This window comes from Pseudomonas muyukensis, from assembly GCF_019139535.1.
In the GTDB taxonomy this organism is placed as follows: Bacteria; Pseudomonadota; Gammaproteobacteria; order Pseudomonadales; family Pseudomonadaceae; genus Aquipseudomonas; species Aquipseudomonas muyukensis.
Genome location: NZ_CP077073.1, coordinates 4,278,534 through 4,291,383 on the forward strand (window position 1 = coordinate 4,278,534; position 12,850 = coordinate 4,291,383).

Annotated in this window: 12 protein-coding genes; 6 read left to right on the top strand and 6 right to left on the bottom strand. The window is 66.8% G+C overall.

Going from position 1 to position 12,850, the window contains the following annotated elements:
* Nucleotides 1-20: 20 nt before the first annotated feature.
* The 5 genes from KSS95_RS18790 to KSS95_RS18810 form a co-directional block, all read right to left on the bottom strand.
* The gene (locus KSS95_RS18790; RefSeq protein ID WP_217848622.1) at nucleotides 21-599 is read right to left on the bottom strand and encodes a hypothetical protein; all 579 of its coding nucleotides are present in this window, start codon (nucleotides 597-599) and stop codon (nucleotides 21-23) included.
* 162 nt (nucleotides 600-761) lie between these two features.
* Nucleotides 762-3,173: a TonB-dependent siderophore receptor gene (locus tag KSS95_RS18795; protein ID WP_217848624.1), complete on the bottom strand. Its 2,412-nt coding sequence runs from the start codon at nucleotides 3,171-3,173 to the stop codon at nucleotides 762-764.
* Nucleotides 3,174-3,331: 158 nt separating this feature from the next.
* Complete coding sequence (locus KSS95_RS18800; RefSeq protein ID WP_217848626.1) at nucleotides 3,332-4,252, bottom strand: FecR domain-containing protein; 921 nt, start codon at nucleotides 4,250-4,252, stop codon at nucleotides 3,332-3,334.
* Nucleotides 4,249-4,764, bottom strand: coding sequence for a sigma-70 family RNA polymerase sigma factor (locus tag KSS95_RS18805; protein ID WP_217848628.1), 516 nt, complete (start codon nucleotides 4,762-4,764; stop codon nucleotides 4,249-4,251). Before KSS95_RS18805 ends, KSS95_RS18800 begins: the two co-directional genes overlap by 4 nt.
* Before the next feature lie 136 nt (nucleotides 4,765-4,900).
* Nucleotides 4,901-5,965 carry an AI-2E family transporter gene (locus tag KSS95_RS18810; RefSeq protein WP_217848630.1) on the bottom strand — a complete coding sequence of 355 codons (1,065 nt, stop codon included), beginning with the start codon at nucleotides 5,963-5,965 and terminating at the stop codon, nucleotides 4,901-4,903.
* Nucleotides 5,966-6,089: 124 nt separating this feature from the next.
* Here KSS95_RS18810 and trhP point away from each other — a divergent pair, with 124 nt between their 5' ends.
* From trhP to KSS95_RS18840, 6 genes are all read left to right on the top strand, one after another.
* Complete coding sequence (gene trhP, locus KSS95_RS18815; RefSeq protein ID WP_217848632.1) at nucleotides 6,090-7,424, top strand: prephenate-dependent tRNA uridine(34) hydroxylase TrhP; 1,335 nt, start codon at nucleotides 6,090-6,092, stop codon at nucleotides 7,422-7,424.
* A 141-nt stretch (nucleotides 7,425-7,565) separates the two neighbouring features.
* Nucleotides 7,566-9,284 carry a copper resistance system multicopper oxidase gene (locus tag KSS95_RS18820; RefSeq protein ID WP_217848634.1) on the top strand — a complete coding sequence of 573 codons (1,719 nt, stop codon included), beginning with the start codon at nucleotides 7,566-7,568 and terminating at the stop codon, nucleotides 9,282-9,284.
* Complete coding sequence (locus KSS95_RS18825) at nucleotides 9,277-10,164, top strand: copper resistance protein B (RefSeq protein WP_217848636.1); 888 nt, start codon at nucleotides 9,277-9,279, stop codon at nucleotides 10,162-10,164. The genes KSS95_RS18820 and KSS95_RS18825 overlap by 8 nt, the downstream gene beginning before the upstream one ends.
* 125 nt (nucleotides 10,165-10,289) lie before the next feature.
* On the top strand, nucleotides 10,290-10,718 hold the full coding sequence (locus KSS95_RS18830) for a DUF411 domain-containing protein (protein WP_217848638.1): 429 nt from the start codon (nucleotides 10,290-10,292) through the stop codon (nucleotides 10,716-10,718).
* Nucleotides 10,718-11,155, top strand: coding sequence for a YqaA family protein (locus KSS95_RS18835; RefSeq protein ID WP_217848640.1), 438 nt, complete (start codon nucleotides 10,718-10,720; stop codon nucleotides 11,153-11,155). Before KSS95_RS18830 ends, KSS95_RS18835 begins: the two co-directional genes overlap by 1 nt.
* 75 nt (nucleotides 11,156-11,230) lie before the next feature.
* Nucleotides 11,231-12,229: an alpha/beta fold hydrolase gene (locus KSS95_RS18840; protein ID WP_217848642.1), complete on the top strand. Its 999-nt coding sequence runs from the start codon at nucleotides 11,231-11,233 to the stop codon at nucleotides 12,227-12,229.
* Nucleotides 12,230-12,265: 36 nt separating this feature from the next.
* Here the strand turns inward: KSS95_RS18840 and KSS95_RS18845 are convergent, their stop codons facing one another.
* The gene (locus KSS95_RS18845) at nucleotides 12,266-12,844 is read right to left on the bottom strand and encodes a DinB family protein (protein ID WP_217848643.1); all 579 of its coding nucleotides are present in this window, start codon (nucleotides 12,842-12,844) and stop codon (nucleotides 12,266-12,268) included.
* Between the last annotated feature and the right edge of the window lie 6 nt (nucleotides 12,845-12,850).

Genomic DNA, 12,850 nt, shown 5'->3' on the forward strand with positions numbered 1-12,850 from the left:
CGGCGGGCGCGCGGCTGTTCTCAGAACAGCCCGCCCACGGTCAAGGTGGCTCCACCGCCGGCCTGCACCCCGGCGTTGAACCCCAGCGAAAAGATCACGCCCTTGGCCGAGCGCAACAGGCGCGGATAGATGTGCTGGGGCGGGATCGCCCCACCGCTGCCCAGCGCCGCGGTTCCCAGGATCAGCAGCTTGGGGTCGAGGCCAAACAAGACCCCTGAGCCGGCGCCACCGCCAACCAGGCCCAGCCCGGCCTCGAAGAACACACAACCGCCCTTGAAGTCGTCGCGCGTCAAGCCCCCGCGGGCAGCGACCGCGTCCGCCACCAGCACCGCGCCGATGGCCGGAAAATCTTCGCTCGCAGCCGCCGCGCCCACGCTGCGCCCGCGGACCTGCAGGTTGATCTTGCCGATACGCGGTAGACGGGCGCCAGCGCCCGCGCCGAGCCCAAGCGAGCCATAGCGAAACTGCTGCTCGACCTTGCTGGGGTCGGTCAAGGTCAGCAAACCCGCGGTGCCAGCGGCGCACATCACGGTCAGCCCGCCACCGCTGGCCGTCTTGTATTTCCAGTCGCTGACACTCAAGGGTAATGTGATCTGCATGTGAACCTCCTTGTATTGGCAGCGCTTGCCAGCGCTGGCGCATCCCTATGCCCGGACCCAAGGCAGCATAGCAACCCCGCCATCGCCGCTCCCATAGCCACTAACGACTATTGCCAGGGACAAGCAACCGTGCTTCACAAGGCGATGGATGGGGCGGCGCGGCTAGAACGCATAGACCAACGTGGCCGTGGCGCTGCGCGGAGTGCCGTACCAGCCACGCGCGCCGATCGCGGTGTAGTACTTCTCGTCGAACAGGTTGTTGAGGTTCAGCGACACGCTGGTTTGCGGCGTGAATGCGTATTGCGCCATCGCATCGACCACGCTGTACGCGCCCTGGCTGAAGGTCTCGCCATGCGGCCCTGCGTCCTTGTAGTACTCCATGCCCTGCCAGCGCACCCCCCCGCCCACTTTCAACTGCGGCAAGGATTGCAGGCGATAGCTGGTGAACAGCTTGAAGGTATCGCGCGGCACTTCGGTGAGCAGGCGCTTGCCATCGGCGTCTTCGGCCTGGGCATAGGTGTAGCTGGCGGAGACTTGCCAATCGGGCAGGATCTGCCCGGCCACTTCCATCTCGAAACCGCGGGTGGTGGTGCCGGACTCGGCGCGGTAGGCCTGGTTGCCGTCCGGTGCCAGCTTCTTGCCGTCAGCCACGGCGAAGTTATCCTGCTGCACTTCGAAGACACTGAAGGCGGTGCTCAGGCGCTTGTCCCAGAACTCGCCCTTGACCCCCAGCTCGTAGTTCACCCCCTCCAGCGGCTCAAGATACCCCCCCGTGGCATCCTGCTTGCTCTGTGGCTTGAAGATCGTGGTGTAGCTGGCGTAGGCCGACCAGTGCTCGTCGATGTCATACACCAGCCCCAGGTACGGCGTGACCACCCCGGTCTCGCTGCGCGAGGTGCGCGTGGTGGCGCCGCTGGCCAGGGTGGTATGGCTTTCGTCGCGCTTCCAGTCGATCACCCGCGCGCCGGTGATCAGCGACAGGTCGTCGGTCAGGCTCCAGCGCACCGAGGCCACCAGGCCGTCCTGGGTTTCATCCAGGGCATCTTCGGTGGTCTCGTTGTAGATGGCATCCGGGATCGCCAGCGAACCGTCCCAGGTATGGATATTGTCGATCGCCTGGCTCGTCCACAGGTGGTAACCGGGGTTGCGGTAGTACGCCCGATAGTGGCTGGCCCCCAGGTAGCCCTGGTGCTCCCGGGAAAACAGCTCGAACGGGCCGGAGGCCGACAGATCGAACGAGGTCTGCCGCGGGTCGCCAGCCCAGCGTCCACTCCAGGTCTTCAGGCCACTGCCGTCGGGGTTGACGGTACCGGCGGCGGCGGTGGCGAAGGTGTCGTCGTAGTGGCGGCGACTGTGTTCGGCGTTCAGCTTCAGCTGCCAGCCGTTGTCCAGCTGGTGCTCCAGGGTGGTGAACAGGGTTTTGCTGCGGCGCTTGTGATAGCTCCAGTCCGCCGCCGAGTTGAACGAGCGCGATGGCTTGAAGTGGCTGCCATCGGCATTGAACAGCGGGAAGCCATGGTTGCCGGCTCCGTCGTTGTCCATCTCGGAATATTCCGCGCCCACGGTCAGCATCGTGCTGTCGCTCAGGTCCCATTCAACCACCCCGTAGGCCACCTGCTTGTCCAGTGACTGGCGGTCGATGTGGCTCTTGTTGTCGGTGCTCGAGGCGACGAAACGCCCGCGCACATGGCCGCTCTGCGACAACTTGCCAGAGACATCCAGCTCGGTGCGGTAGCTGTCCCAGGAACCCGCCTTCAGGGTCAGCTTGCGCTGGGTGTCGAAGGTCGGTTTCTTGCGGATCAGGTTGATGGTCGCGCCCGGGTCGCCGGTGCCCGACATCAGGCCAGTGGCACCACGCACCACCTCTACCCGGTCGTAGCTGACCATGTCGGCCAGGTCGTCGCGAAAGCCAAAGCTGTCAGGGCGGTTGATACCGTCGACCTGGATGCTGCCAACCTCGAAGCCGCGTACATAGATATGGTTGGCGTCGCTGCCGGCCGGTCCCATGCTGTCCACCACCACGCCCGGCGTTTGCTCGAGCACCTGGGCGACATCCGTGAGGTTCTGGTCTTCGATCTGCTGGCGGGTGACCACGCTGACCGACTGCGGCGTCTCGCGAGCGGAGAGGCGCAAGCCGGTGGCGGTATTGGCCGAGCCCGTGGTGTAGCTGCCAGTGCCTTCGCTGGTACTGCCCAGGCCCGTGGCATCGATGCTGGTCGCGCCCAGCTCGATGGCGTCGCCGCTTTGCGCCTTGTCCAGCACATAGCGCTTCTCCCCCACCTGCAGCACGCGCAAGCCACTGCCCTGCAGCAAGGTGGCGAAGCCTTGCTCGAGTTCGAAGCTGCCTTGCAACCCGGACGACCGCAACCCGCTGGTTTCACTGTGGCTGAAGCTGATGGTGACGCCACTGGCAGCGGCGAACTGGCTGACCGCGGCGGCCAGGCTACCGGCCGGAATATCGTAGCGCTGCGCGGCGGCCCAGGCAGTGGAGGTCGCCAGCGCGGCACCGCAAAGGCTCAGCGCGAGGGTCGCCTGGCGAATGCTGCAGGCTAGCGAAGTACGGCGTGCGGACATGAAAAAGGGTTCCTGTACTGGGTGGGCTTGGGCACGGCTGATGCGCGCGCCCTGAAGAGCCGAAGCAGTGCAGGAAATCTGCTACCCCAAATGCGAAAAATTCTCGCAAAGCTGTAGCGCGGCGGCACGGGGATTGGCCACGCGATGCGCTGGAGGCTTCAACCGGCCTCGACGGGCTGCAACTGCACCCAATAGCGGGTCAACCGCCGCGCACGCACCGGCAAGGCATCTTCCAGGCTGGCCAGGGCAATATCGGTATCGTCAAGGTTGAAGGCGCCGGACAGGCGCAGCCCAGCCACCTGCGGCGCGCAACCGAGGTAACCGGGGCGGTAGCGCGCCAGCGCCTCGACCACGTCGCCCAGGCGCCAATCGATGCTGACCAGCATCCCCTGGGCCCAGGCCAGGGCCCCCGGCGCCACAGGCAGCGGCGGGCCCACCGCGTCAGCGCTGAAACGCAGGCCATAGCCGCTATCGATTCGCACCACCTGGGCGCTGCTACGCGGCCGCACTTGCACGGCATGGGCGGTCACCGCGACATGGCTCACCCCGGCGTCCTGACGCACGCTGAAGCGCGTGCCCAGGGCCAGGATGTCGCCTTCGCCACTGCGCACGCTCAGGGGACGCGGGTCCTTGGCGGTTTCCACCAGGATCTCGCCCCGGCGCAGGTGGATCAGGCGCTGGCCCGCGTCGTAGCGGATATCCACACGGCTGTCGGTGTTGAGGTCCAGGCGCGTGCCATCGGCCAGGGTCAGTTGCCGGCGCTCGCCGATCCGTGTCGCGTAATCGGCGCTCCAGGGCGAAACCCGGTAGCCCTGCCACCCCACTACCCCGCCCCCAAGCAACAGGGCCAGGGCCTTCACCGCCTGGCGTCGATCGCGTCGGGCGCTCTGCAGCGTTTGCGCGGCGCCGCCAGGGGCATTGCCCAGTTGCCCCTGCAACTGCTCCAGCCGCGCCCAGGCCGCGGCATGGCGCGGGTCGGCGCCGAGCCAGGCTTGCCAGGCGGCGCGGGTGGCGGCATCGACGTGGCTGTCGTGCAAGCGTACGTACCAGTCCACGGCATCGCTGAGAATCGCCTTCATGCCTGCTCGAACAACAGGCAGTGCATCAGCCCGCGCGCCAGGTGCTTGCGCACGGTGCTCACCGACACGCCCAGGCCCTCGGCGGTCTTCTCGTAGCTCAGGCCGTCCAGTTGCACCGCCAGGAAGATCGCCCGCGTACGCGAGCCCAGGCCATCGAGCATGCGGTCGATGGCGATCAGGGTATCGAGAATGGCCGCGCGGGCTTCGGCGGACGGCGCGTAATGCTCTGGCTGCAAGGCCAGGCTCTCGAGGTAGGCGGCTTCCAGGCTGCGCCGGCGGTAGAGGTCGATGACCAGGCCCCGGGCGATGGTAGCCAGGTAGTGCCGGGGTTGGTTGAGGGTGGCGGCAGTGCGGGCCAGCAATACCCGGATAAAGGTGTCCTGGGCCAGATCGGCGGCATCGGCGGCGTTGTTAAGGCGTTGCCGCAGCCAGCCATGGAGCCAGCTGTTGTGCTCGCGGTAGAGCGTTTCCAGGCCTTTTTGCGCAGCGCCGTCGGGAGCAACGGTGGACATCGTGGCGCTTCCCCTCGAAAGATTTACAGATGCAAATAAGAATGTGTCGCAAGTGTACCCAGAGAGAACCAAATAGGGAATGCCAGAATCCAGCGCCCGCCACGCAGGCGGCGCTGGCTCGATCTGGGCGGCGCCTTCAAGACGGCAGCTGCACCTGCGCCCGGTTGCCCACGAAAATCGCCCAACTGGAAATGAACAACGCGGCGATCAACGGCCCGATCACGAAGCCATTGAGCCCGAACACCGCCAACCCACCCAGCGTGGACACCAAGATCAGGTAATCCGGCATCCGCGTGTCCTTGCCCACCAGGATCGGCCGCAACAGGTTGTCCACCAGCCCGATCACCAGCACGCCGAATGCGCTCAGCACCACGCCCTGCCAGATCGCCCCGGTCAGCAGGAAATACACCGCCACCGGCGCCCAGACGATCCCCGCGCCCACCGCCGGCAACAGCGACAGGAACGCCATCAGCACCGCCCAGACCAACGCGCTGGGGATGCCCAGCACCCAGAAGATCAGGCCACCCAAGGCGCCCTGGGTGACCGCCACCAACAAGTTGCCCTTGACCGTGGCGCGCACCACGCGCTTGAACTTCAGCTGCAACCTGCGCTTTTGCTGCTCGGGCAACGGCACCGCCTGGCGCACCTTGCGCGCAAGCTCGGCGCCCTCGCGCAAGAAGAAGAACAGCAGGTAGAGCATGATGCCGAAGCTCACCAGGAAGTCGAAGGTCCCCTGGCCGAAGTTGAAGGCCTGCCCGGCGAGGAACTGGCTGCCCTGGGTCGCCCACTTGCTGATCTTGTCGCGCAGCCCGTCGAGGTTGCCCATGCCCATGCGGTCCAGCCAGTGCTGGGCATAGGCCGGCAACATGTCCTTGCCGTGCTCGATGTAGCCGGCGATGTCCAGCTGGCCGCTTTCGATGCGCTGGTAGAGCGCCGCGCCCTCCTGCACCAGCAGCGCGCTGATGACGATCACCGGCAAGATGGCGATCACCAGGCAGATGACCAAGGTCGCCGCCGTGACCAGGTTGCGCCGCCAGCCCAGGCGCAACAGGAGCTGGCGCTGCAGCGGCGAGAACAGGATGGCGAGGATCACCGCCCAGAAGATCGCCCCGTAGTACGGCAGCAGGATCCAGATGAAAGCGATGGTCACCAGCGCCAGCAACACCGTCAGCGCCTTGTTCTGCAACACAGTTTCGTTCATGGGCATTCCTCGAGGGTTCAACAGCTTAGTGCCCGGCGCCGGGGCAAAAGTGCCGTTGACCCAGATCAATACTGGCGCAGCGCCACGGCCTTAGCATCCGCGCCTTTTGCCCCCGGTGCGCACCATGACCTCACCCGCCACGCCCGAACTGCTCGCCCCCGCCGGCACCCTCAAGACCATGCGCTACGCCTTCGCCTATGGCGCCGATGCGGTCTACGCCGGCCAGCCGCGCTACAGCCTGCGGGTGCGCAACAACGAATTCGACCACGCCCACCTGGCCCTCGGCATCCAGGAGGCCCATGCCCTGGGCAAGCGCTTCTACGTGGTGGTCAACATCGCCCCGCACAACGCCAAGCTCAAGACCTTCCTCAAGGACCTGGCGCCTGTCATCGAGATGGGCCCCGACGCACTGATCATGTCCGACCCAGGCTTGATCATGCTGGTGCGCGAGCACTTCGCGCAGATGCCCATCCACCTCTCGGTGCAGGCCAACACGGTGAACTGGGCGGCGGTGCGGTTCTGGCAGGGCCTGGGCCTGTCGCGGGTGATCCTGTCCCGCGAGCTGTCGCTCGAAGAGATCGAGGAGATTCGCCAGCAGGTGCCGGACATGGAGCTGGAGGTGTTCGTCCATGGCGCGCTGTGCATGGCCTACTCCGGGCGCTGCCTGTTGTCCGGGTACCTGAACAAGCGCGATGCCAACCAGGGTACCTGCACCAACGCCTGCCGCTGGAAGTACGACACCACCCCGGCCACCGAGAACCTCACCGGCGATATCGTCCGCGAGGTCGAGCCGACCCTGGGCCTGGGCGCGCCCACCGAGCAGGTGTTCCTGCTCCAGGAGAGCAGCCGCCCCGGCGAACAGATGCCCGCCTTCGAGGACGAACACGGCACCTACATCATGAACGCCAAGGACCTGCGCGCCATCCAGCACGTCGAGCGGCTGGCCGCCATGGGCGTGCACTCGCTGAAGATCGAGGGCCGCACCAAGTCGCACTTCTACTGCGCCCGCGCCGTGCAGTCGTACCGCCAGGCCATCGACGACGCCGTGGCCGGTCGGCCATTCGACCGCGGCCTGATGGCCAACCTCGAGTCCCTCGCCCAGCGCGGCTACACCGAGGGCTTCCTGCGCCGCCACGTACATGACGAATACCAGAACTACCAGCGCGGCAACTCGGTGTCCGAGCGCCAGCAATTCGTTGGCGAGCTGACCGGGGTGCGCGTCGACGGCCTGGCCGAGGTCAAGGTGAAGAACCGCTTCGCCGTGGGTGACCATCTGGAGCTGATGACCCCGCGCGGCAACTACCACTTCGACCTGCACCGCCTGTGCGACCGCCAGCAGCAGGCGATCGAGGTGGCGCCAGGTGATGGCCATGTGGTCTACCTGCCGATCCCCGAGCAGGTTTCGCTGGAGTACGGCCTGCTGATGCGCGACCTGGACAGCGCCGAGGCCGCTGCCTGACAAATCTGTAATCGGCGCCTCAGGTGGCTGACAGGCGCTGGCGGTGACCATCGCGTCATGGCTGATCGCCGGGCCAGGCCGCTCCCACCGGGGCGGGCTGGCCTTGCGATTGGATGACCTTGCCAGCACCGAGAGCACGCCATGCCACCGACTCCAACCCGCCGCACCTTCGTCAAGGGCCTGGGCGCCGCCACCGCCCTCGCCGGCCTCGGCCTGTGGCGCCCGCTGGCCCAGGCCGGCGAAGGGCGACTGCCGTTGCACGACCTCAGCGGCCAGCAGTTCGAACTGTTCATCGGGCCGACCGCGGTCAACATCACCGGCCGCCCGCGCATCGCCCAGACCATCAATGCCAGCCTGCCCGGCCCGGTGCTGCGCTGGCGCGAGGGCGACAGCGTGACCCTGCGGGTGCGCAACCGCCTGGACCAGCCGACCTCGATCCACTGGCACGGCATCATCCTGCCGGCCAACATGGACGGCGTGCCGGGCCTGAGCTTCGCCGGCATCGAACCGGGCGGCGACTACCTGTACCAGTTCACCCTGCGCCAGAGCGGCACCTACTGGTACCACAGCCATTCCGGCCTGCAGGAGCAGGCCGGCGTGTACGGCGCCATCGTCATCGAGCCGCGCGAGCCCGAGCCGCACACCTACCAGCGCGACCATGTGCTGCTGTTCAGCGACTGGTCGGACCAGGCGCCGGAGGCGTTGATGGCCACGCTGAAGAAGCAGTCCGACGCCTTCAACTACGACAAGCGCACGGTCGGCGACTTCATCGACGATGTCGCCGACCACGGCTGGGGCAAGACCGTCAGCGAACGCTGGGCCTGGGCAAAGATGCGCATGAGCCCGACGGACCTGGCCGACATCAGCGCCGCCAGCTACACCTACCTGCTCAACGGCCAGCCGCCGGACGGCAACTTCACCTGCCTGTTCCAGCCCGGCGAAACCGTGCGCCTGCGCCTGATCAACGCCTCGGCGATGAGCTACTTCGACTTCCGCATCCCCGGGCTCAAGCTGACGGTGATCGCCGCCGACGGCCTGCCGGTGACGCCGGTGACCGTGGATGAACTGCGCATCGCCGTGGCCGAGACCTACGATGTGCTGGTCGCCGTCGGTGACCTGCCCGCCTACACCCTGTTCGCCCAGAGCATGGACCGCACCGGCTACGCCCGCGGTACCCTGGCCCGCGCGGCCGGCTTGCAGGCCCCGGTCCCCGCGCTCGACCCACGCCCGGTGCTGAGCATGGACGACATGGGCCACGGCGGCATGGCCCAGATGGACCCGGCCGGCATGGACCACAGCAAAATGGCCGGCATGGACCACTCGGCCATGGCTGGCATGCAGGCGCACCCCGCCAGCGAGACCGACAACCCGCTGGTAGACATGCAGACCATGGCCCCGCGCGCCAACCTGGCCGATCCAGGCCTGGGCCTGCGCGGCAATGGCCGCCGGGTGCTGACCTACGCCGACCTGCGCAGCCCCTACCCCGACCCGGACGGCCGCGAACCGTCGCGGGACATCGAGCTGCACCTGACCGGGCACATGGAGCGTTTCGCCTGGTCGTTCGATGGCATCCAGTTCAGCGACGCCGAGCCACTGCGCCTGAAGTACGGCGAGCGGGTGCGCATCACCCTGGTCAACGACACCATGATGACCCATCCCATCCACCTGCACGGCATGTGGAGCGACCTGGAAGACGAGCAAGGCCGCTTCCTGGTGCGCAAGCACACCCTCGACATACCACCCGGCAGCCGGCGCAGCTACCGCGTCAGTGCCGACGCCCTGGGCCGCTGGGCCTACCACTGCCACCTGCTCTACCACATGGAGACCGGCATGTTCCGCGAGGTACGGGTCGATGAATGAGATCATCAACCGGCGCATCGTCACCGGCGTCGCCCTGGTCGCCTTGCTGGCCAGCGAGCGCGCCCTGGCCGCCAGCATGACGGGCATGGACCACAGCCAGATGAACCATGGCGCCATGCCGATGATGGATCACCGCCAGATGAACCACGCCACGCCCACCAGCGCGCAACCGCGCACGCCCCTGGCGAACATCACCGATGCCGACCGGCGCGCCGCGTTCCCGCCGCTGCCAGGGCACCAGGTGCATGACCGCGCGATCAACTGGGCGGTGATCGTCGACCAGCTGGAATACCAGCACTTCGAAAGCAGCGGCGCGCTGAATTGGAACGCCACCGCGTGGGTCGGCGGCGATGTCGACCGGCTGTGGCTGCGCAGCGAGGGCGAGCGCGAGCAGGGCAAGACCCACAAGGCCGAGTTGCAGGCGCTGTGGGGCCATGCCATCAGCCCCTGGTGGGAACTGGTCGGTGGCGTGCGCCAGGACTTCAAGCCCGCCAGCGGGCAGACCTGGGCCGCCTTTGGCATCCAGGGCACGCCGCTGTACGGCCTGGAGCTGGAGGCCACCGCCTACGCCGGCGAGCGCCAGCAGACCGCGCTGCGCCTGGAGGCCGGTTACGCTATGCTGCTGACCAACCGCTGGATCCTCGAGCCCACTGTTGAAATGAACCTCTTCGGGCGCAACGACGCCGGCCGCGAACAGGGCTCGGGGCTGGCTGAAAGCGAAGTGGGGCTGCGCCTGCGCTACGAGATCAGCCGTGGTTTCGCGCCCTATGTCGGGGTCAGCTTCAACCGCCTGCACGGCAACCGCGCCGACCAGGCCCGGGAAGATGGCGAGGACATCGGCCAGACCCGGCTGGTGGCCGGGGTCCGCCTGCGTTTCTGACGCTTGCTGCCGGCCCTGCAGCAGCTGCCCTCCCACAGGGTCAAGCTAAATCAATAAGTTACGGTTTGTTCCATGAGAGCCGGCGCTGATCAACCCGATGTGTTTAGTTTCACAGGAGCTTCACCATGCTGCGCAAACACCTGCTCACCCTCGGCCTGCTGGCCATCACCGGCCTGGCCCAGGCGGCCGAGACCATCGACGTCTACCGCGATCCCAACTGCGGCTGCTGCAAGGCATGGATCAAGCACCTGAGCGACAACGGCTTCACCGTCAACGACCATGTCGAGCCGAACATGAGCGCAGTCAAGCAGCGCCTGGGCGTGGCGCCGCGCCTGGCCTCGTGCCACACCGCAGTGATCGCCGGCAAGTTCGTCGAAGGCCATGTGCCGGCCGAGCAGGTGCGCCTGCTGGCCAAGCGCGACGACCTCAAGGGCCTTGCCGTGCCCGGCATGCCCATGGGCTCGCCGGGCATGGAAATGGGTGACCACAAGGACGCCTACCAGGTCATCGGCGTAACCCGGGATGGCCAGGACACCGTGGTCGCCAACTACTGATGCTCAGCCTCGGGGCGCTGTTCTTAAGCGCCTTTGGCGCCGCCACCCTGCTCCCCCTGCAGTCCGAGGCCGTGCTGGTCGGCCTGCTGCTGCGCGAGCCCCAGGCCTGGGCGCTGCTGTTGCTGGTGGCGACCCTGGGCAATGTGCTGGGTTCGCTGGTCAACTGGCTGTTGGGCCGGGCCATCGAGCAACTGCGCGACAAGCGCTGGTTCCCGTTCAGCGCCAGCCAGCTGCAACGCGCCCAGCAGCGCTACCAGCGCTGGGGGCAATGGTCGCTGCTGCTGAGCTGGATGCCGCTGATCGGTGATCCACTGACGCTGATCGCCGGCATCATGCGCGAGCCCTTCTGGCGCTTCCTGCTGCTGGTCACCCTGGCCAAGGGCGGGCGCTACATCGTGGTGGCGCTGGTTACCCTGGGCTGGTTTCACAGCGGGTAACACCTTTGCTGCTCGGCCAGGGTCAGTGGCTGCTACAGTCGCCTTTCCCTACCTGGCCCTATTCGGAGTGCTCCCATGCTGCGCGCCACCGCCCTCGCCCTCGCCTGCCTCACCTCGGCTGGCGCCATCGCTGCCGCCCCCTCCACCTATGGCCAGCAGCTCGAAGGCTTCACCTACCCGTACCCGCTGCGCCACTTCGACTTCCAGTCCCAGGGCCAGGCGCTGCAAATGGGCTATATGGACGTACCCGCAAAGGGCAAGGCCAACGGCCACAGCGTGGTGCTGATGCATGGCAAGAACTTCTGCGCCGGCACCTGGGAAACCACCCTCGATGCCCTGAGCCAGGCCGGCTACCGGGTGATCGCGCCGGACCAGGTCGGTTTCTGCACCTCGAGCAAGCCGGCGCACTACCAGTACAGCTTCCAGCAGCTGGCCGACAACACCCACGCCCTGCTGGCGCAACTGGGCGTGGACCGGGCCATCATCCTCGGCCACTCCACCGGCGGCATGCTCGCCACCCGCTACGCGCTGATGTATCCCCAGCAGGTGGAGCGCCTGGCCATGGTCAACCCCATCGGCCTGGAAGACTGGAAAGCCCTGGGCGTGCCGTATCGCACCGTCGACCAGTGGTACGCCCGGGAACTCAAGCTCGATGCCGAAGGCGTGCGCAACTACGAACGCAACACCTACTACGCCGGGCGCTGGAAACCCGAGTACGAGCGCTGGGTGCAGATGCTGGTGGGGCTGAACCAGGGGCCCGGGCACAGGCTGGTGGCATGGAACTCGGCGCTGATCTACGACATGATCTTCACCCAGCCGGTGGTCCATGAGTTCAAGGACCTGAAAATGCCGACCCTGCTGCTGATCGGCGACCAGGACAGCACGGCGATCGGCAGCGATATCGCCCCGCCCGAGATCAAGGCCCGGCTAGGCCAGTACAAGGTGCTCGGGCCGCAGGTGGCGAAGCTGATTCCCCAAGGCGAGCTGGTCAGCTTCGAAGGCCTGGGGCATGCGCCGCAAATCGAGGAGCCGGGCAAGTTCCACCAGGCATTGCTTGGCTGGTTGCAGCGCTGAGGGTGCTTGGGCTGCCGGCGAACCGGCGGCTTGCACTCAGGTCCAGATCATCGCCTCGGTCCAGCCCAGCTCGGCGAAGTCCACCGCGCGCAAATGCGCTTCCTCCTCGCAGAAGAACTCATCCAGCTGCGGCGGCTGCACCTGGGTGTCACTGAGCATCGCATGCACCTGGCCACGGTGGTGGATCTGGTGTTCGAACAGGTGCGACAACAGGCGCAGGCGCTGTTCGCGCTGCACCCGGTCGGGCCGCACGATGCTCACGTAGCGCCGCAGTTGCTCATCGCGCAAGCCCCGGCAATAGGCGATCAGCCGCTGGTCGGCCTGGGCCTGCTGGGCCTGCAGGTCGGTGCAGGTGCAAAACGGTTGCTCGGGCTGGAAGAAGCGCTCGCCGTCCGGGTCGGGGGCAGCGCCGCGCTGCTCGCACTCCAGGGCGTCAAGGTAGAACCAGTCCACCGTCAGCAGGTGGTTGAGGGTGGCCTTGATCGACGGGAAGAAGCTGCAACGCGGGGCGACGAACTCGTCCTGGGTCAGTTGCAGGCAAGCCTTGTACAAGCGGTGGTTGGCCCAGCCATTGTTGTAGGCCTGGGTCAGCAGGTGATGCGACAGCGGCTCCATGGTCGG

Bases quoted from the DNA above. Each gene is read 5' to 3' on its own strand.
- KSS95_RS18835 (WP_217848640.1), top strand. From the start codon at position 10,718: ATGCTCAGCCTCGGGGCGCTGTTCTTAAGCGCCTTTGGCGCCGCCACC.
- KSS95_RS18810 (WP_217848630.1), bottom strand. From the start codon at position 5,965: ATGAACGAAACTGTGTTGCAGAACAAGGCGCTGACGGTGTTGCTGGCG.
- KSS95_RS18845 (WP_217848643.1), bottom strand. From the start codon at position 12,844: ATGGAGCCGCTGTCGCATCACCTGCTGACCCAGGCCTACAACAATGGC.
- KSS95_RS18800 (WP_217848626.1), bottom strand. From the start codon at position 4,252: ATGAAGGCGATTCTCAGCGATGCCGTGGACTGGTACGTACGCTTGCAC.
- KSS95_RS18830 (WP_217848638.1), top strand. From the start codon at position 10,290: ATGCTGCGCAAACACCTGCTCACCCTCGGCCTGCTGGCCATCACCGGC.
- KSS95_RS18840 (WP_217848642.1), top strand. From the start codon at position 11,231: ATGCTGCGCGCCACCGCCCTCGCCCTCGCCTGCCTCACCTCGGCTGGC.
- KSS95_RS18820 (WP_217848634.1), top strand. From the start codon at position 7,566: ATGCCACCGACTCCAACCCGCCGCACCTTCGTCAAGGGCCTGGGCGCC.
- KSS95_RS18805 (WP_217848628.1), bottom strand. From the start codon at position 4,764: ATGTCCACCGTTGCTCCCGACGGCGCTGCGCAAAAAGGCCTGGAAACG.
- trhP (WP_217848632.1), top strand. From the start codon at position 6,090: ATGACCTCACCCGCCACGCCCGAACTGCTCGCCCCCGCCGGCACCCTC.
- KSS95_RS18825 (WP_217848636.1), top strand. From the start codon at position 9,277: ATGAATGAGATCATCAACCGGCGCATCGTCACCGGCGTCGCCCTGGTC.
- KSS95_RS18790 (WP_217848622.1), bottom strand. From the start codon at position 599: ATGCAGATCACATTACCCTTGAGTGTCAGCGACTGGAAATACAAGACG.
- KSS95_RS18795 (WP_217848624.1), bottom strand. From the start codon at position 3,173: ATGTCCGCACGCCGTACTTCGCTAGCCTGCAGCATTCGCCAGGCGACC.